The following is an 18,233-nucleotide window of genomic DNA, read 5'->3' on the forward strand; positions in this document are numbered from 1 at the left end:
CGGGTTCCAATTCCTGCTCTGAATGCGAACCCGTCGTTTCCGACCGTCCGCGCTGTTCTTGAGCCTAGCGCGCCGGGACCGGACGTGAACCATTTTTGGGAGGCGGTCTGTGGCAGCGCGTTCCATGGTTATTGTGGCGGCGTACGCGATCTTCCTCGTGGAGCCTGATGTCGTTGCGGCGCAATCGGACGAGTTCAAGCTTGTGACTCCGCCGCTCAGCATATTCAGGGAGATTATGCGGCCCCCTGCAGCCACCTTGCCGGTGCCGGCGGGATATACGAGGGATGACATTCTGCACGGCGACCGTGTGTTTCACGGAGAGGCCGCGAACGGGCAGTGCAGCGTCTGTCACGGCGTGGATGGCAAGGGAACGCCAAATGGCAACGACCTGACTGCCGGGATGTTCGTTTGGAGCGACGGCAGTGTCAGAGAGCTGAAGCGTACGATATTGCATAACATGGCCGTGGCCCCGGGAATGGATGGCGACCTGAAGCCAGAGGATGTTGATGCAGTAGCAGCCTATGTCTGGGCCATCAGCCATCAGCCCGAGTGAAGCTTCGCCGCATCATTTTGCTTCACGGCGAATGGACCTCAACCTGTGCCCGGCAGAGCTACGTGATCCGCTCCGTGCTGCTGTTCGATATCTCTTCGCATCCGAAAGCCGACATCTTGTCTTGATGCGACGCGCCCTGACGACGGCCGCCTCGGGCGGCATGTTTGCTGGGGATGGATGGCTCAAAGATTTGTCGGCTCAGGCGCAGCCGAGCGACACGAAGCTGACCGTGGGCGCAGCCGTCTGATCCATATCTGATCTGCCTGATTGACTGGCCTCGGCTAGTCCCAATTGCCCACAATTACAACCCTTTGCAGGACGTTCCGGCGTGCTATGGATGAATCACCTGCCATGAGTGAGCTATGAGCGCCGAACAGTCGCCCAAAATCGTGATCGTTGACGAAAGCCCGATCCGGGCCGCGATCCTCGAGGAGGGGTTGCGGGAGGCCGGATTTACGCAGGTCGTCCATATCCGCGAGATGCAAAGCCTGCTGGCCCGTATTTATGCGGTGGACCCCGACATCATCCTGATCGATCTGGAAAACCCCAGCCGCGACGTGCTGGAGGCGATGTTCCAGGTCAGCCGCGCCGTGAAGCGACCGATCGCCATGTTCGTCGATCAGAGCGATTCAGCCTCGATCCAGGCCTCGGTCGAAGCGGGGGTGTCCGCGTACATCGTTGACGGGCTGAAAAAGGAGCGCATCAAGCCGATCCTCGACCTCTGCGTGTCCCGCTTCAACGCCTTCGCCAAGCTCCAGGAGGAGCTGGAGCGAACCAAGTCGCAGCTCGAGGATCGCAAGATCATCGAGAAGGCCAAGGGTATCCTGATGAAGGTCAAGGGCCTTACAGAGGACGAGGCCTATGTGCTGCTGCGCTCCACAGCCATGCGCGAGAAGAAGAAAATCGGCGAGATCGCTCAATCGATCATCACCGCGTCGGAGATGCTGAAATGAACGCGACCCTCCGCATCGGGTTCATCCCGCTGGTCGATGCCGCCGCCCTGATCGTCGCCGTCGACAAGGGATTTGCCGCGGCCGAAGGGCTCGAGGTCGAGCTGGTGCGCGAAGTCTCGTGGTCCAACGTCCGCGACAAGCTGAACATCGGGCTGTTCGATGCCGCGCATCTGCTCGCGCCGGTTGCGATCGCATCCTCGCTCGGGCTCGGCCACGTCAAGGTGCCGATCGCAGCCCCCTTCAATCTCGGCATCAACGGCAACGCAATCACGGTCTCGCCGGCGCTGCATGCCGCGCTGATGGAGGAGATCGACGGAGACCGCTTCGATCCGCTGGTCACGGCAAAGGCACTCGCGAAGGTCGTGGCCAAGCGGCGCAAGGCGGGCGCCGATCCGCTGACCTTCGGCATGACGTTCCCATTCTCGACCCACAATTACCAATTGCGATTCTGGATGGCGGCGGCCGGTGTCGATCCCGACGAGGACGTGCGTCTGGTGGTGCTGCCGCCGCCCTACATGGTGGACAGCCTCGCCAATGGCCATGTCGATGCTTTCTGCGTCGGCGCGCCCTGGAATTCGGTCGCGGTCGATCTCGGCATCGGCCACATCCTGCACTTCGTCTCCGACATCCTGGTGCGCGCGGCGGAGAAGGTGCTGGCGGTCCGGCAGGTCTGGGCCGACAAGCACCCCGACGTTGTCGCGGCGCTGGTGCGTGCGGCCGTGAAGGGCGCCCAGTTCATCGAGAGCCCGGAGAACCTGACTGAGGCGGCGCAGATCCTGGCACAGCCCGAGCGGATTGGTGTCGATGCCGAGGTGATCCAGCGCTCGCTGACCGGGCGCCTGAAGATCTCGCCCGAGGGCGCGGTGCGCGAGAGCGGCCGTTATCTCCTGGTCGGACGCGAAGGGGCAGGGCGTCCGGACCCGGTCCAGGCTGCCTGGCTCTATGCGCAGATGGTGCGCTGGGGGCAGACCGCACTGAGCGCTGAAGCACTCAAGACCGCCATGGCCGTATTCCGGGCGGACCTTTACGATGCCGCCCTCGGGCGCAGTGGAGACGACCAGACCAGCGCCCCATTCGGCGCCTTTGCGGGACCGGCTTTTGATCCCCGGGATCTCGGTGGCTATCTCGCCTCGTTCGAGGTGGGACGGAGCGCTCTTTAGCGCCTGCCTAAAAAATAGCCATTCTGATTCGAAGCTCAAGTTTTGGGCCGTTGCTGCCCGAAGCAGCATGAACCTCAATCCACTTCATGCGCTGCACCTAAATCTAAGTCGCTGATTTCAGGTGATTTTGCAGTTTTTGCTGCGTTGGCACACTCCTTGAATAGAGAGAACCCAAGCCGCCGGCGTGGGCGCTGGCGGCTCCAAGTCCATGGTGGATTTCCGCAGCAACGAGGCTGATCGGATCGCCCAGGGTTCCGGCCAAGGCGCATGCCTGCCGCCGGCTCCCAGCGATCAACGTCCGTTCAACCCGTTGACGCCGCCTCTCGCGCGGCAAGCTGGAGCTTCGATATGGATTACGCGAAACCCTCTGATGTTGTGGCCTCGATGGTCGATGCCAGCCTGAAGAAGCTGGCGCTCGCCCCGCGCGACATCATGATCCGCGGCGCAATTTCCGGCGCACTTCTGGGTGCGGCCACGACGCTCGCCCTGACCGGCGCGGTGACGACGGGGCAGCCCATCGTCGGCGCGCTGATCTTTCCGGTCAGCCTCGTGATGATCGTGCTCCTCGGTCTCGAGCTCGTCACCGGAAGCTTCGCCATCGTGCCGCTGGCCCGCCTCGAGGGCAAGGCGAGCTGGAATGCGGTCATCGCCAACTGGTCCTGGGTCTTCGTCGCCAACCTGGTCGGCAGCATCGCTGTCGGTGCACTGATCGCGATCTCGCTCACCAACATGGGCAAGCTCGAAGTCGCCGGCGTCGCCGCGCGCATCGTCGCGGTTGCCGAGGCCAAGACGATCGGCAACGCCGCGATCGGTACGGCCGGCATGGTCTCCGTCTTCGTCAAGGCGATGCTCTGCAACTGGCTGGTCTGCCTCGGCGTCGTCATGGCGATGACCTCGACCTCCACGGTCGGCAAGATCACGGCGACCTGGCTGCCGATCTTCCTGTTCTTCGCGCTCGGTTACGAGCATGCCGTCGTCAATATGTTCGTGATCCCGACCGGCATGATGCTCGGCGCCAAGGTCAGCGTCTCCGATTGGTGGCTGTGGAATCAGATCCCCGTGACGCTCGGCAATCTCGTCGGTGGCTTCGTCTTCACCGGCCTCGCACTCTACACGACGTACAAGCCCGCCAAGCCCTCGGCCGACATGGCGCAGGTTGCGGTCCAGCCAGCAGAGTAGGTCCATTCAGTCCATGAAACTCGATACAGCACCCACGGCCGACTTCTCCGACGAGCAGAAGCGCTATCTCGAAGGTTTCATGTCCGGCATGCAGGTCGGACGTGTCGGGCGCGCTTTCGCAGCAGGTGGCGCGCCTGCCGGCGGAGGCAGCGCGCCGTCCGAGCCGACCGGTCCCGACGCAGCGGCGATCAAGGCGCAGGACAAGCTCACGGCGGCGGGCAAGAAGCTCACCGACCAGGAGAAGTTCAAGCGTGAGATGCATCCGTTCGATTCGTACGAACGGTTGAAGGACCAGGCGCGCAACAACGCCAATCCGACGCCGGCGGACAATTTCCGCTGGCGCTATTACGGCATCTTCTGGGTGGCGCCGGCGCAGACCTCCTACATGGCGCGTTTGCGCATTCCCAACGGCATCCTGAAGCATTGGCAGATGTCGGGCCTCGCGGACATCGCCGAAAGCTGTGGCGGCGGCTACACCCATGTGACCACGCGCGCCAACTTCCAGATCCGCGAGATCGAGCCGAAGAACGCCGTGGCGCTGATCGAGGGCGTCCAGGACATCGGCCTGTGCTCGCGCGGCGCCGGCGCCGACAACATCCGCAACGTCACGGGCACGCCGACCGCGGGCATCGATCCGCAGGAGCTGCTCGACACGCGCCCCTATGCGCGTGAATGGCACTACCACATCCTCAACGACCGCTCGTTGTTCGGCCTGCCGCGCAAGTTCAACGTCGCCTTCGACGGCGCCGGCAAGATCGCGGCGCTGGAGGAGACCAACGACATCGCCTTCACCGCGGTCGAGGTGAAGGACGGCCATGGCGTCGAGCCCGGGGTCTGGTTCAAGCTCGGCCTCGGTGGCATCACCGGTCACAAGGATTTTGCGAAATACTCCGGCATCGTCGTTCGCCCGGAGGACGCGACCGCCGTCGCCGATGCCATCGTGCGCGTCTTCATCGAGCACGGCGACCGTACCAACCGCACCAAGGCGCGGCTGAAATACGTGCTCGACAACATGGGGCACGACGGCTTCCTCAAGCTGGTCGAGGAGCGCCTCAAGAAGCCGTTCTCGCGCGTGCCGGCCGAAGCGCTGCTGCCGCGTCCCTTGTCCGATCGCATGGCTCATGTCGGCGTGCACAAGCAGAAACAGGCCGGCCTCAACTGGGTCGGCGTGGCGCTGCCGGTCGGCAAGCTCACTTGCGAGCAGATGCGCGGTGTCGCCAAGATCGCGCAGGATCTGGGCGACGGCGATATCCGCCTGACGGTCTGGCAGAACCTGCTGATCTCTGGTGTGCGTGACGAGAACGTCGCGCTCGCCACCGCTGCGGTCGAGAAGCTTGGCCTGGCAACGCAGGTTTCGAACGTCCGCGCCGGCCTGATCGCCTGCACCGGTAACGCCGGGTGCAAGTTCGCGGCCTCCGACACCAAGCGCCATGCTGCCGCGATCGGCGACTGGTGCGACGAGCGCGTCAATCTCGATACGCCGCTCAACATCCATCTGACCGGCTGCCATCACTCCTGCGCCCAGCACTACATCTCAGACATCGGGCTGATCGCGGCCAAGGTGCCGGGTGCGAGCGAGGACGACCAGGTGGAGGGCTATCATCTCTTCACCGGCGGCGGGTTCGGTCCCGATGCCGATATCGGGCAGGAGGTGTTCCACGACGTGAAGGCAGAGGATGTGCCGAAGACGGTCGAGGGCCTGCTCAAGGCCTATCTCGCCAACCGCACCTCGCCCGAAGAGACGTTCCTGACCTTCTCCCGTCGCCATGACGGTGAAGCCCTGCGCAAACTCGCCGAAGCGGAAGTAGCAGCATGACCCAGATGACCGTGCCTCCCAAGATCGAGATCATTCCGGCCAATGCTCCGTTCACCGAAGGCCAGCGTCTCTGGCTGAACGGGTTTCTCGTCGGCATGTTCGGTCTCGACGGCTCGACGGCGCTGTCGCCGGCTGAGAACGGTGCGGTGCTGGCGCCGCAGGGGGACAGCGACGACGGAGAGGCCCCTTGGCACGATCCGGCGATGCCGATCGCCGATCGCATGAAGCTAGCGGAAGGGCGTCCGCTCCGCCGCCGCATGATGGCGGCGATGGCGCAGCAGGATTGCGGCCAGTGCGGCTACAATTGCGCCGACTATTCCGACTCGATCGCGAACAAGAGCGAAGCGCGCCTCAACCTCTGCGCCCCCGGCGGCAAGGAGACGGCGCGGATGCTCAAGCAGCTCTTCGAGGAGATCGACAAGGCGCCGGCTGCGGAGCCGGCCGGCGCCGCCGCCGCGCCCGCTGCAAGTGCGCCGGCTGTGCCGGAAGTGAAGGCCGAGCTCGGCCGTGCCCGCGAAAATCCGGCTGAGGCGACCTTCCTGTCGCGACGCCTGCTCAACAAGGGCGGGTCGGAGAAAGAGACCTATCACGTCGAGTTCGATCTCTCCGACAGCAAGCTCGACTACGTCGTCGGCGACAGCTTTGGCGTGTTCGCACGCAACGACCTCGGCCTCGTCGACCAGATCATCGCGCTGCTCGGCGCCTCCCATACCACCAAGATCAACAGCAAGACGCTGCGCGAGGCGCTGGTCGAGGACGTCTCGCTGTCGCCGGCGCCCGACAAGCTGTTCGAGCTGCTCTCCTTCATCACCGGCGGCGCCCAGCGCGAAAAGGCGAGGGCGCTGGCGCAGGGCGAGGATCCCGATGGCGATGCCGCAACGCTCGATGTGATGGCCGCGCTGCAGAAGTTTTCGGGCACGCGGCCGCATCCCGAGGCCTTCGTCGAAGCGCTGGAGCCGCTGCAGCCGCGGCTTTACTCGATCTCCTCGTCGCACAATGCGACGCCCGGCAAGCTGTCGCTCACGGTCGACTCCGTGCGCTACGTCATCGGCAAGCGCAAGCGGCTCGGGGTCGCCTCGACCTTCCTCGGCGAGCGCATCAACGAGGGCGACAAGCTCAAGGTTTACGTGCAGAAGGCACACGGCTTCGGCCTGCCGCAGGATCCGAAGACGCCCGTGATCATGATCGGCCCCGGCACCGGCGTCGCGCCGTTCCGCGCCTTCCTGCTCGACCGCAAGGCGACCGGCGCGCAAGGCAAGAACTGGCTGTTCTTCGGCCACCAGCGCAGCGATTGCGACTTCTTCTATCGCGACGAGCTCAACGCGATGAAGACCTCGGGGCTTCTGACGCGTCTGTCGCTCGCCTGGTCGCGTGACGGCGAGAAGAAGTTCTACGTGCAGGACCGCATGCGCGAGCTCGGCCGCGAGGTCTGGACGTGGCTCGCCGAGGGCGCGCATCTCTACATCTGCGGCGATGCCAAGCGCATGGCCAAGGACGTCGAGCGCGCGCTGGTCGACATCGTCGCCCAGTTCGGTGCGCGCTCGACCGACGAGGCCGTCAGCTTTGTCGCCGATCTCAAGAAGAAGGGACGATTCCAGGCGGACGTGTACTGACCCTTGCTCGGGCTGTCATTCCAGTGTCATCCGAGCCGGTTCCATCTGGCTCGGAATTTAACGAATAAGATTCTCTGAACCCGGGCCTCGGAAGAATTTGTGCCTGCGAGGCGCGGTCTTGAGAGAAGCGCATCGCTATTTCCGCGGCCGTCTTGTCCGCCACCCAGGTCGATCCCTCATAATCCCGCACATGGGGCGTTGGAGATCGACCATGCGCGAACTATCGGCGGAAGCCAGGCTGCACTTCTACGCGCGCTCGCTCTCGCGTCGGACGGTGGCGAACGCCCATCACATCGGGCTCTACAGCGCTTTCGCCGTCATCGCAGCGATCGTGTTCGGCACGCTGTCGGTGCACCCGTTCTAGGTTGTCGTTCCGGGGCGGCGGAGCCGAACCCGGAACCTCGAGATTCTCGGGTGCGCAATTTCGCACCATAGTCCGATGCTTTCGCATCACCCCGGAATGACGATAGACCTCACCCGCGCTTGAACGGCGCGACCTCGATGCCTGCATCCTTCAACGCCTGACGCAAGGTCCGCGCGATCTCGACCGCGCCGTGCGTGTCGCCATGGATGCACACCGTGTCCGTGCGCATCTTGATGACCTTGCCGGTCACCGACACCACCGCGCCATCCTGCACCATCCGCACCACGCGATCGGCGATCGCCTTGGCATCGTGCAGCACGGCACCGGGCTTCTTGCGCGAGACCAGATTGCCGTTGTCCTCGTAGGCGCGGTCGGCGAATACCTCGTGCACCATCGGCAGGTTCGCCTCTTCGCCGGCCTTCACCAGCTTCGAATTGGCGAGCACGACGAAGATCAGGCTGGGGTCCACCGCCCTGATGCCGGCGGCGATCGCCTTCGCCGTCATGTCGTCCTCGCAGGCCACGTTGGAGAGTGCGCCATGCGCCTTCACATGCGTGACCTTGTGGCCGGCTGCCGTTGCGATCGCCTGCAGCGCGCCGATCTGATAGGCGACGAGGTTCTCGATCTCGGAGGATTTCAGGCCGGCGATCGGGTGCCGGCCGAAGCCGTGCAGGTCCCGGTAGCCCGGATGCGCGCCGACCGAGACGCCACGCGCCTTTGCGAGCTCAACCGTCCGCCGCATGATGTCGGGATCGCCGGCATGGAAGCCGCAGGCGACGTTGACCGAGCTTGCGAGTTCGATCATCGCGGCATCGTTGCCCATCTCCCACGCGCCAAAACCTTCGCCGAGGTCGCAATTGAGATCGATCGTCTTCATGGTTGCTCTCCGCCTTTGGTCTTGTTGTCTACGGCTCGGCCGTGACCTGCCACGTCCCGGCATCCATGGCGCTCACCGCATAGCCCGCGACATTGGCATCGCTCAGTGCGTCGATGTTGAGCTCGACGGTGTCGGAGGAGCGCAGACGATCGGGCAACGTACGGATCATTTGCTGGAATTTGCGCGCCTCGTCCTGCGCCTCGGCCATGGTGACGGCCTTGAAGCGGAATGACGTTCCGGCCGAGGTCTGGGCGAGGCGACCGACATCGGCCGTGATCACGGTTGCGATCTTGGGATAGCCGCCGCTGGTGCCGCGGTCCATCATCAGTGCGATCGGCGCACCATTGCCGGGCACCTGGATGCTGCCGTTGACGGTGCCGTCGGAGACGATGTTGTGGCCGTGCAGGTGCTTGATCGCGGGGCCTTCGAGCCGGTAGCCCATGCGGTCGGAGGTCGCCGAGATCTTCCAGTCGCTGTCGAGGAACAATGCCTTGTTGGCGTCGTCGAACTCGTCGTCTTGCGGGCCCAGCACGACGCGGATCGGCCCGCTCACCGGCTTCGGCAGCTCGATGCGCAGCTCGGGCGCGCCGCTCGCGGCATCGACGGTGAATTCATCGCCGGCCTGAAGCGGGCGCGGGTAGGGGCTGCCGAGACCGGCGCGCGCATTCACCGCGAGGCTGCCGAACACCAGCTCGCCCTTGATGGCGCCTTCGATCGCGAGATACGTGAACGCACCGCCTCGCGCGAAACCGAGCGTGAGCGTCTCGCCGTCCTTCAGCGTGATGGATGTGTCCATCGCCACGGGTTTCCCGGCGATGTCGGCATTGCGCGGCGCGCCGGCGATTGCGACGCGCACCGCGCCGTCCTTGGCCGTGAACGTGGCGCCGAACGGGCCGACCTCGACAGCGGCTGCGAACGGCTCGTTACCGACCAGCGTGTTCGCTGCGGCCAGCGCCAGCCGGTCCATGGCGCCGCTCACCGTCAGGCCATAGCGCTGCGCACCGTGCCGTCCGCCGTCCTGGACGGAGCTCGCAGGCCCGATGCTGGCGACGATGAGCCGGCTCATGCGTCGACCCGCTCGGCAATGATCTCGCCGGCTTCGGCGGCGCGGTCCTGCTCCTCGAACGTCTTGTGGTCGATGGGGAAAAACGTCACGCGATCACCGGGTTCGGTGAGGAAGGTCGGATTCCGGTGGAGCTGGTAGGTGCGCACCGGCGTGCGGCCGAGCAGGTGCCAGCCGCTGGGCGCGGCAAGGCACTGGATGCCGGCCTGGATGCCGCCGATCGAGATCGTGCCAGCGGGCGTGAACAGCCGCGGGCTCTGCCGTCGCGACATGTGCAGGGATTTGTCGAGGCCGCTGAGATAGGACCAGCCGGGCGTGAAGCCGATCATGGCGACGCGATAGTCGCCGCCGGCGTGGCGGGCGACGATGTCGTCGGGCGTGGTGTTCAGCGCTTTCGCGACATCCTCGAGGTCGATGCCGTGCTCGCCGCCATAGGCGACGGGAATGCGCCACCGCCGCGCTTTGGTGCTCGCAGGCAGCGGCTGGCCGGCGATCGCGAGCAATTTTTCGCCGAGTGCGTCGAAGCCGATCTTGCCGGGATCGTAATGCACCAGCAACGAACGATAGGTCGGGATGGTCTCGGAGATGCCGTCGATGGGCGCGGCGGCGAGCGCCTTGTCGAGCGCGAGCACGCGCTCATTGGCGGCGTCGTCGATGGTGCGGCTGAACTCGACCGTGACGGCGCTGTCGCCACTGGGCAGAAGGCGGGGCGGGGGGAGCGTCGCGGCCATGAGATGTCGAATTCGGGCCTTTGGAAATGCGCGGGCTCGACCTTGAGTTCCGCCTTGTCCCTGCTTCGCGTAAATGCGCCCGCAAGTCCAATAAATTAATCCCGGGGGTGGCGATAAAGCCTTGTTATCGTGGTGCATAACAGCCCGGCAGGGCCGCGTTCTCGTCAGGGCTTTGGGCCTTGACGGCAAGCGTCCGGCTCGCAAGATGCGCGCGTTCTTTCCCGCACCTCGGAGCTCGTTCTCGTCCATGTCGCTGTCCCCCGAAGCCCGCAAGACCCTCGCCGGCATCACCACTGCCACCATCACCACGGTCCTGCTGAAGAAGGGCCTGCGCAATGTGTGGATGCGCGGCGCGCGTCCGCTGCGCCCGGGCCTGCCGCGGCTGGTCGGACCCGCCTTCACGCTGCGCTTCGTGCCCGCGCGCGAGGACCTGGCGACGCCGGAATCCTGGTCGTCGCCGATCTCGACCCGCACCGCGATCGAGGCGATGCCTGATGGTTGCATCGCCGTGGTCGACGCCATGGGCATCACCGACGCCGGCATCTTCGGCGACATTCTCTGCGCCCGCATGGTGAAGCGCGGTGTCACCGCGCTCGTCACCGACGGCGTGGTGCGTGACGTCGAGGGCGTGCTCGGCACCAATCTGCCGGTGTGGTGCGACGGCTATGCCGCGCCGCCTTCCGTGGCCGGCCTGACTTTCGTCGGCTGGGGCGAGCCGATCGGTTGCGGTGGCGTCGCCGTGTTCCCGAACGACATCGTCGTCGCCGATCAGGACGGCTGCGTGCTGATCCCGCAGGCGATGCTCGAGCACGTCCTCAATGAAGGCGTCGAGCAGGAGCGCATGGAAGCCTGGATCGTCAACGAGGTGAACAACGGCGCCGTGCTGCCGGGCCTCTATCCCATGAACGCCGAGACCAAGGCGCGCTACGCCGCCAGCAAGAAGTAACAGGAAACGAGGTACTCCATGGATATCACGCTCGCCGGTGCGCGGCCGACCCGCCGCGCGCCCAAGGAACACTTCACCGGCACGGTGCTGCAAGATCCCATCAACATGGCGCCCGCGCCGGCGCGGTTGAATGTCTCGCGCGTCTCGTTCGAGCCGGGCGCCCGCACCAACTGGCACCATCATCCGCTCGGGCAGACGCTCTACGTGATTTCGGGCGTCGGCCGCGTCCAGACCAAGGGCGGTCCGGTCCAGGAGATCCGTCCCGGCGACACCGTCTGGATCCCGCCGGGCGAACTGCACTGGCATGGCGCCTCGCCGGGCAACAGCATGTGCCATATCGCGATGCAGGAAGCGTTGGACGGCGTGTTCTCGACCTGGCTGGAGCCGGTGACGGACGCCGAATATAACGCGCCGCTCGGCTAGCCAGCGGCCTCTCTGACAAGACGCATCGCCGTTGGGCGGTGCGTCTCTCATTCTCGGCTTGGAGCTACAACCGCTCCGCCGTCCACGTGCCCGAGCACAGGGCGCCGCGCCAGGTGCCGGAGCCCGAGGTGCCGCTGAGGCGCCCGAAGCCGACGGCGTGCTTGATGCCCGTGCTCAGGCTGACATTGATCGCGCCGGCGTCCGCGACGCGGCCCGACGCGGTTACCGCGGCGCTGCTCGAGGCGATCTGACCGTTACTGATGCCGATCGCGACGGTCGCGCCGTTGCCGCAGGTCTCGCTCGATGACGAGATGCGGACGTTCCATGTGCCGTCGAAAGTCGAGCCCGCGGCATCCGCCTGCGTGAGCGGGAAGGCGATCGCGACAATGGCGGCGAAGAGTCCTTTGCAAAATCCGTTCATGACGCGCCCCTTGGGGTTGACCATGCGGGGATCGTGTCATGGGCGCGGAAGGAGCGATGTGAGGACTATCACGCGTGCGAGATGCTCTGTGAGGTGACGCACGTCGCAGGGATAGCGCGGAGCAAACGCAAAGGGCCCGGATCACGGGCCCCTTGTCCGTCTCGCTACGTTGCGTTCGATCCTAGTTCACGCGCGTCCAGGTCTGGCCGCCGCAGAACATGCCGCCGAAGGCGCAGCCCTGCACGCGCAGGCGGTCCGTGCCCTTCAGGGTAATGGTCGAATCGTAGGTCGAGCCGGAGTTGGGATCGAGGATGCGCCCGGACCATTTCTGGTCCTTGCCGGGCTTCATGTTGATCAAGACCTGTTCGCCGTTCTGGTTCGATTTGCTGTCGACCGAATAGCCGCAGAGGTTATTGCCGCACTGCTCGATGCGAACCTTGCCTTCCTTCTCCTCGGTGAGCCAGACGCCGAGCGGCGAGGTGAGATCGCGCGCAGGCCCGGCAGCAGGTGGCGGCGGTGCGACGGCGGCGGACTGAACGGGAGCGGGAGCGGCCGCCGGCGCAGGTGGCGGAAGCGGAGCCGGCGGCGCGGCTGCAGCGGTCGGAGCTGGCGGGGGAGGCGGTGCGGGCGGCACTGCGGTCACCGTCGGGGCAGCGCTCGGCGCCGGTTGAGGTGGCGGCACCATCGCGTCTTCGGCCGGCGCGTTGTTGGCGGTTGTGGCCGGAGGCGGCGCTGGCGGGGGCAGCGGAGCGGGAGGCGGTGCTGCGGCTGCGGGGGCGGGAGCAGCAGGCGCTTGTTCTGCCGCGGACGGGGCTGCCACAGGCGCGGGGGCCGGCGCTGGCGCGGCCGGTGCTTGCGGATCGGACTTGGCCTGTTGTGGGGCCTGCTGGTCCGGCTTGGTATCGTTCTTCTTGGCCTTCTTGGCCTTGCCCTGACCGGTGTTGTCGTAAACGCCGGGAATCTGCACCGTGCCGCGGTCCGGATCGATGCGGATGGTGCGCCCGCCATATTCGAAAGTGTACTGCGCTTGTGCTGCGGTGCTCGCCAAAAGGAATGCGGCCGTGGCCAACAGCTTCCTCATTTCCATCTCCCGAACAGGTGGTCCCCGCACCGACGCTTACGCTCCGGTCCGATCGCGAAAAGTGATCTAGATCACTGTCACGGTATGAGTCGTCTGCCGGCGGTTCAGGGTTCAATAACGCGAAACTCGGTCCAGAGTTGGACGCGCGGTTGCGACCAGCCGCCGCGCTTCGTCCAGCTACTTCTCCGCGCAGCCTGAATCCGCGGCCTGCTCGGCGCGGGAGAGGGCCGCCGCGTTGGCCTTGTCGGTGTGGATCTCGACCGCGCCAACAAGACAGGCCTTCTCGCCATTGATCGCGAACACCTTGAGCTCCTGGACCTCGCGCTCGTCGTCACCGACCCGGCTCCAGGCGCGTATGATCGCGGCCCTGGGCGCACCGGCGCGCATGATCCACTGCACCTTGTCGCCAAAGGCCTTGCCGGCGCCGCGCCATTGCGCCGTCGGTCCCTGCAGCTTTTCGATCGATCGCCTGGGGGCGATCGTGAGTGACACGATGTTGCCCTCGTCGGCGAAGCGCACCACGTAGCCGGCCGGGCCGGGGCAGGTCCACAGCCCGAACCCTTCCTTGGATTGATCCCTGCAGGCGGGGCCGGTCGCCGGCGTGAAGGGCGTCTGTCCGGATGCGTTACCAGCCCCGGCCACCGCGAGCGCCAACGCGATCATCAGCCGCATGCTAGTCGAACCAGGCGGCGTAGATCTTCTTGTAGCTGCCGTCCTCCATGGAGAGGTGCAGCCATTGATCGACGAAGGCTTTCAGCGCCGTGTCGCGCTGGAGCCAGTAGGCCTTCTCCGAGAAGTCGAACGGTTTGTCCGGGTGCACCGCGCAGAGCACGCCTGAGTGCTGCTTTTGCTGGTAGCGGGTCTCGGAGGCGTCCGTCATCATCAGATCGGCATTGCCCTTGGCGATCTCGTCAAAGATCGCGGTGTTGTCGGGGAAGACGGTGATGTCGGCATCCTTGACGTTGGCGCGCGCGAAACGCTCGTTGGTCCCGCCGGGATTGACGATGACCCGGGTGCCCTTCTTGTCGATGTCGGGAAGCGTCTGATACTTGCCGACGTCGGCGCAGCGCGCGATCGGCGTCTTGCCCTCGCGCATGATCGGGATCGAGAAGAATCCCTTCTTCTGGCGGTCGAGCGTGACCGAGACGCCGCCCATGGCGATGTCGAACTGGTCAGCCTCAAAATCCTTCATCAGCTTCGGCCAGGCCGTCGGCACGAACTCGACCTTGACGCCGAGCGCCTTGCCCAACGCCTCGGCCATGTCGACGTCGAAACCGGAGAACTGCTGCGTGGCCTTGTCCAGATAGGTGAAGGGCTTGTAGTCGCCGGTCATGCCGACGCGCAATGTGCCGCGCTTGATGATCTCGTCGAGGCGCGAAGGGGCCGCCTGCTGTGCGTAAGCCGAGAGGTTTGCCAGCGACATTACGGCCAAAGCCGCCAAGATCCGAACAGTCACTCGAACGATCATCTCTTTTCCACCCAAGTCTTTTCCACTCATGCCCAAGCTGTCATTGTGCAGCCGTAAGACGTGGATTTAGACCAGATGCCAGTTTCTGGCGAGGCGGAATTGAAAGGAATCTTGGCGTGACGATCTCGATGTACGAGGCCTCGGTGGGCCTCTTCGTGCCTTACCTGCGCAATCTGTCCGTCCTGCTCGACAAGGGCGTTGCCTATGCCGAGACCCGCAAGTTCAATCCTGCGGTCCTGCTCGGCATGCGCATGGCGCCGAACATGTACGATCTGGCCCAGCAGGTCGGCGAAGCCTGCCGCCATGCCACTGTCGCTCCGGCCTTGCTGGCCCAGTGCGAACCGGTCGCGCTGCCGCCGCTGGAGCACGACATGGCCGGGCTTCAGGCGCGGATCGCCACCTCGATCGAATTCATTGAAAGCCTGCCGCGCGCCGAGATCGATGCGGCTGCCGAGCTGAAGGTGTTCTTCAGGCTCAAGAACGGGACCGAGCTGCCCTTTACCGGGCGGACGCTGCTGCTCACCAACAGCGTCCCGCAATTCTTCTTTCACGTCACGACCGCGTACGACTTGCTACGGCACGCCGGCGTCGAGCTCGTGAAGAAGGATTTTTTGGGCCGCAAGTAATTGGCGGGCCCGATGTACACCTCTCCCGTCGGGAGAGGTGCACGGAGACCTCCTGCCAGTGTTACGCTTCGCCCTTGCGCTCGTAATCGGCGAGCGAGCTGCGGCCGGCGATCTCGCTGCGGAGCAGCTCGAAGCGCCGACGGGCCTCATCCTCGTGCTCGTCGACGAAGCGTACGGCGGCCTCGCTCGTCATCGGGCCGCTGACCACGGGGGCCGACTGCTCGCCGATGGTCTCGTGAACGTAGTACTGGCGGTCGTCGCCCCGATGCACCGTCCATTTCAGGCGGATCGCGACCATCGGTCCGGGGCCGACCTTGCTGTAGCCGTCAGCGTCGGTGTGGTCCGGCACCAGCGGCTGCTCCTCGATCATCGGATGCTCGTCAGCGACCGGTTGCTCGTCAACCGCATGATGTTCTTCGACGACCGGCTGCTCACCAACGACGACGATCTCGGTCTCGCGGATGATCTCGGTTTCGCGGACAACCAGGGCCGGCTCGGGGTGCTCCAAAATGCTGGCGATGGTCGCCAGCGCGTGGTCGGTCGGGTCGATCTCTGACAAGGGTCCATCCTCCAGCTCGACGCGGCCGGCAAAGTCTGTCCCACTGCCGCCGCGGCCGGATACATTACGCGGGTTTGATTAAGGCTGAGTTGGGGCCTGATCTGCACCAAAATGGGACGCATTCTGGCCTTCCGAAGGCCACCAGACCAACCATGATCCGGAAAAGTGCGCAGCGTTTTCCGGAAAGATCGCGCACAAACAATAAGCTAAAGCGCGATGAGGATTCATCGCGCTTTAGCCGCCCGCCTTCGGATTTACCTCAACCAAGCACGTCCTGATTGATGATGTTCTGCCGGATCGGATCGCCGTCCAGCACGCTCAGGATGTTGCGCGCGGTCTGCTCGCTCATGCGGCTCACCGCCTCGACGGTGACGCCGGCGACATGCGGGGCCATGATGACGTTGGGCAGCGCGAACAGCGCATTGCTGACCGGCGGCGGCTCGACCTCGAACACGTCGATGCCGGCACCGGCGAGCTTGCCGGAGACGAGCGCGTCGTACAGCGCCGCTTCCTTCACGATGCCGCCGCGCGCGGTGTTGATGAGATAAGATCTCGGCTTCATCCGGCCGATCCGCGCCGCGTCGAATAGGCCGATGGTTTCCGGCGTCTTCGGGCAATGGATGGTGACGAAATCGGCGTTGGGCAGCGCGGCGTCGAGGTCAGTGACCGGCTCGCAGCCGGCGGCCTTGATGTCGGCCGCTCCCTTGTAGGGATCGTAGACCTGCACGTTCATTTCCATCGCGAGGCACCGTTTGGCGGTGCGGCTTCCGATGCGGCCGAAGCCGATGATCAGCACGGTCTTGCCGTAGAGGTCGAACGGCAGCATGCCGAGTCGGTTGGCCCATTGGCCGTCCTTGACGCAGGCGTGCATCTCATTGGCGCGCTTGGCCAGCGTCAGCATCATGAACAGCGCTTGCTCGGCGACTGAGGGCGAGTTCGCGCTGCCCGCGACCATCAGCGGCACCTTGCGGCGGGAGAGGGCGGGCACGTCGACGGCGTCGTAGCCGACGCCGATGCGTGTCACCACTTTCATGTCCCTGGAGGCTTTGAGCTCGGTCTCGCCAAAGGCGGTGGCGCCGAGCGCGACGCCGTGAACCGGCGCATGGCTCTTCAGCAGCGCTTCAAAGTCCTTGGCGGAGATCAGGTTTGGAAACTCGACGAGCTCGATATCGTCCCGCTGGGTGAGGAGGGCTCGTGCCCCCTGCGACAAAGTTTGTGTAACGAAAATCTTCTTCTTGTTGGTCGCCATCGTTCCCTGCCTGCTCGCGTTTCTTCGGTCGGCATCACAGCACGACGCCGCTCTCCTCGTTTAGCAGGTGCATATTGTTGAGGTCCATCGCCAAACGCATGGGGGCTCCGTCCTTGGCGCCGGCATTGGGATTGACGCGGCCGCACACCGGCGTGCCGTCGAGGCCGAAATAGACCAACGTCTCCATTCCCATTGGCTCGGTGACGTCGAGCACGGTGTCGAAGGTCTCGACGCCGGGATCCAGATGTGCGTGCGCCTCGGTGAGATGCTCAGGGCGGATGCCGAGCAGCAGTCTGTCAGTGCGAGGCAGCGCATTGTAGCGCGCGGCGCGGGCCGGCGGCAGAGCAAAGGCGATGCGGTCGGTCAGGCGGATCTGGAGCGTGCCGCCGGCATCTTCGAGCCGGCACGGAATGAAATTCATCGCCGGTGAGCCGATGAAGCCGGCGACGAAACGCGTCGCCGGCTTGTGGTAGAGCTCGTTCGGCGTGCCGATCTGCTCGATCCGTCCCTTGTTCATGACCACCACGCGGTCGGCCAGCGTCATCGCTTCGACCTGGTCGTGAGTGACGTAGACGGTGGTGGTGCGAACCTTCTGGTGGACCTTCTTGATCTCGATCCGCATCTGCACGCGCAGCTTGGCGTCGAGATTGGACAGCGGCTCGTCGAACAGGAAGACTTTCGGATTGCGCACGATGGCGCGCCCCATGGCGACGCGCTGGCGCTGGCCGCCGGAGAGCTGCTTCGGCTTGCGGTCGATCAGATCGGTGATATCGAGCAGGCGGGCTGCCTCCGTCACCCGCGCCTTGATCTCGGCCTTGGGATAGTGCTTCAAGCGCAGCCCGAACGACATGTTCTCGGCGACCGTCATATGCGGGTAGAGCGCGTAGTTCTGGAACACCATGGCGATGTCGCGGTCCTTCGGGGGCACGTCGTTGACGACGTCGCCGCCGATCATGATGTCGCCGTCGCTGATGTCCTCGAGGCCGGCGATCATGCGCAGCGTGGTCGACTTGCCGCAGCCGGAGGGGCCAACCAGCACGATGAACTCATGATCGGAGATATCAAGATCGATGCCGCGTACCGCTTCGACATCGTCATAACGCTTGATCACCTTACGCAGGGAAACGTCGGCCATTGAACTTGAACCTCTC

At 64.9% G+C, this 18,233-nt stretch carries 20 protein-coding genes; 10 read left to right on the top strand and 10 right to left on the bottom strand.

The annotated features are described in order from the left end of the window. Positions 1-109 precede the first annotated feature (109 nt). The 7 genes from JQ587_RS06235 (at position 110) to JQ587_RS06265 (ending at position 7,638) form a co-directional block, all read left to right on the top strand. Complete coding sequence (locus JQ587_RS06235; protein ID WP_212424707.1) at positions 110-553, top strand: c-type cytochrome; 444 nt, start codon at positions 110-112, stop codon at positions 551-553. Positions 554-915: 362 nt separating this feature from the next. Then, positions 916-1,506: an ANTAR domain-containing response regulator gene (locus JQ587_RS06240; protein WP_027559205.1), complete on the top strand. Its 591-nt coding sequence runs from the start codon at positions 916-918 to the stop codon at positions 1,504-1,506. After that, positions 1,503-2,666 carry a CmpA/NrtA family ABC transporter substrate-binding protein gene (locus JQ587_RS06245; RefSeq protein WP_212424708.1) on the top strand — a complete coding sequence of 388 codons (1,164 nt, stop codon included), beginning with the start codon at positions 1,503-1,505 and terminating at the stop codon, positions 2,664-2,666. The genes JQ587_RS06240 and JQ587_RS06245 overlap by 4 nt, the downstream gene beginning before the upstream one ends. 348 nt (positions 2,667-3,014) lie before the next feature. Beyond that, entirely contained in the window at positions 3,015-3,845 is an 831-nt protein-coding gene (locus tag JQ587_RS06250; protein WP_212302322.1) for a formate/nitrite transporter family protein, read from the top strand. Positions 3,846-3,858: 13 nt separating this feature from the next. Continuing rightward, entirely contained in the window at positions 3,859-5,661 is a 1,803-nt protein-coding gene (locus JQ587_RS06255; RefSeq protein WP_212424709.1) for a NirA family protein, read from the top strand. Next, positions 5,658-7,274, top strand: coding sequence for a sulfite reductase subunit alpha (locus JQ587_RS06260; protein ID WP_212424710.1), 1,617 nt, complete (start codon positions 5,658-5,660; stop codon positions 7,272-7,274). The genes JQ587_RS06255 and JQ587_RS06260 overlap by 4 nt, the downstream gene beginning before the upstream one ends. A gap of 211 nt (positions 7,275-7,485) precedes the next feature. Further along, positions 7,486-7,638 (top strand): hypothetical protein, encoded by a 153-nt coding sequence (locus JQ587_RS06265; RefSeq protein ID WP_212302319.1) that lies wholly within the window; start codon positions 7,486-7,488, stop codon positions 7,636-7,638. A gap of 109 nt (positions 7,639-7,747) precedes the next feature. Here the strand turns inward: JQ587_RS06265 and JQ587_RS06270 are convergent, their stop codons facing one another. Genes JQ587_RS06270 through pxpB form a run of 3 tightly spaced genes read right to left on the bottom strand, consistent with a single transcriptional unit; the run spans position 7,748 to position 10,309 of the window. Further along, positions 7,748-8,515 carry a LamB/YcsF family protein gene (locus tag JQ587_RS06270; protein ID WP_212302318.1) on the bottom strand — a complete coding sequence of 256 codons (768 nt, stop codon included), beginning with the start codon at positions 8,513-8,515 and terminating at the stop codon, positions 7,748-7,750. Between the two features lie 28 nt (positions 8,516-8,543). After that, a complete protein-coding gene (locus JQ587_RS06275) occupies positions 8,544-9,581 on the bottom strand; it encodes a 5-oxoprolinase subunit C family protein (RefSeq protein ID WP_212302317.1) in 1,038 nt (345 codons plus the stop codon). Beyond that, complete coding sequence (pxpB, locus tag JQ587_RS06280; RefSeq protein ID WP_212302316.1) at positions 9,578-10,309, bottom strand: 5-oxoprolinase subunit PxpB; 732 nt, start codon at positions 10,307-10,309, stop codon at positions 9,578-9,580. The genes JQ587_RS06275 and pxpB overlap by 4 nt, the downstream gene beginning before the upstream one ends. A 247-nt stretch (positions 10,310-10,556) precedes the next feature. Here pxpB and JQ587_RS06285 point away from each other — a divergent pair, with 247 nt between their 5' ends. Together JQ587_RS06285 and JQ587_RS06290 are read left to right on the top strand one after the other, a co-directional pair. Continuing rightward, positions 10,557-11,255 (top strand): ribonuclease activity regulator RraA, encoded by a 699-nt coding sequence (locus tag JQ587_RS06285; protein ID WP_212302315.1) that lies wholly within the window; start codon positions 10,557-10,559, stop codon positions 11,253-11,255. Between the two features lie 18 nt (positions 11,256-11,273). Next, the gene (locus JQ587_RS06290; protein ID WP_212424711.1) at positions 11,274-11,678 is read left to right on the top strand and encodes a (R)-mandelonitrile lyase; all 405 of its coding nucleotides are present in this window, start codon (positions 11,274-11,276) and stop codon (positions 11,676-11,678) included. A 64-nt stretch (positions 11,679-11,742) separates the two neighbouring features. On the opposite strand, the gene JQ587_RS06295 is transcribed toward JQ587_RS06290, so the two are convergent. The 4 genes from JQ587_RS06295 to JQ587_RS06310 all read right to left on the bottom strand — a co-directional run bounded on the left by JQ587_RS06295 (position 11,743) and on the right by JQ587_RS06310 (position 14,648). Then, positions 11,743-12,123: a hypothetical protein gene (locus tag JQ587_RS06295; RefSeq protein ID WP_249154188.1), complete on the bottom strand. Its 381-nt coding sequence runs from the start codon at positions 12,121-12,123 to the stop codon at positions 11,743-11,745. Between the two features lie 157 nt (positions 12,124-12,280). Continuing rightward, positions 12,281-13,180, bottom strand: a complete 900-nt coding sequence (locus JQ587_RS06300) for a DUF2147 domain-containing protein (protein ID WP_212424712.1) — start codon at positions 13,178-13,180, stop codon at positions 12,281-12,283. A 177-nt stretch (positions 13,181-13,357) separates the two neighbouring features. Then, positions 13,358-13,852: a hypothetical protein gene (locus tag JQ587_RS06305; RefSeq protein WP_212424713.1), complete on the bottom strand. Its 495-nt coding sequence runs from the start codon at positions 13,850-13,852 to the stop codon at positions 13,358-13,360. Position 13,853: 1 nt separating this feature from the next. Then, on the bottom strand, positions 13,854-14,648 hold the full coding sequence (locus JQ587_RS06310) for a transporter substrate-binding domain-containing protein (RefSeq protein WP_212424714.1): 795 nt from the start codon (positions 14,646-14,648) through the stop codon (positions 13,854-13,856). 128 nt (positions 14,649-14,776) lie between these two features. On the opposite strand from JQ587_RS06310, the gene JQ587_RS06315 reads away from it, so the two are divergent. Then, positions 14,777-15,274: a DUF1993 domain-containing protein gene (locus tag JQ587_RS06315; protein ID WP_212302389.1), complete on the top strand. Its 498-nt coding sequence runs from the start codon at positions 14,777-14,779 to the stop codon at positions 15,272-15,274. 61 nt (positions 15,275-15,335) lie between these two features. Here JQ587_RS06315 and JQ587_RS06320 read toward each other — a convergent pair whose 3' ends face one another. The 3 genes from JQ587_RS06320 to JQ587_RS06330 form a co-directional block, all read right to left on the bottom strand. Continuing rightward, positions 15,336-15,833, bottom strand: coding sequence for a hypothetical protein (locus JQ587_RS06320; protein WP_212424715.1), 498 nt, complete (start codon positions 15,831-15,833; stop codon positions 15,336-15,338). 259 nt (positions 15,834-16,092) lie between these two features. Continuing rightward, on the bottom strand, positions 16,093-17,082 hold the full coding sequence (locus JQ587_RS06325; protein ID WP_212424716.1) for a hydroxyacid dehydrogenase: 990 nt from the start codon (positions 17,080-17,082) through the stop codon (positions 16,093-16,095). Positions 17,083-17,116: 34 nt separating this feature from the next. Next, positions 17,117-18,217, bottom strand: a complete 1,101-nt coding sequence (locus tag JQ587_RS06330) for an ABC transporter ATP-binding protein (RefSeq protein WP_212302308.1) — start codon at positions 18,215-18,217, stop codon at positions 17,117-17,119. Positions 18,218-18,233 lie beyond the last annotated feature (16 nt).

Origin of the sequence: Bradyrhizobium manausense (assembly GCF_018130615.1) — a bacterium.
Classification (GTDB): Bacteria; Pseudomonadota; Alphaproteobacteria; order Rhizobiales; family Xanthobacteraceae; genus Bradyrhizobium; species Bradyrhizobium manausense_A.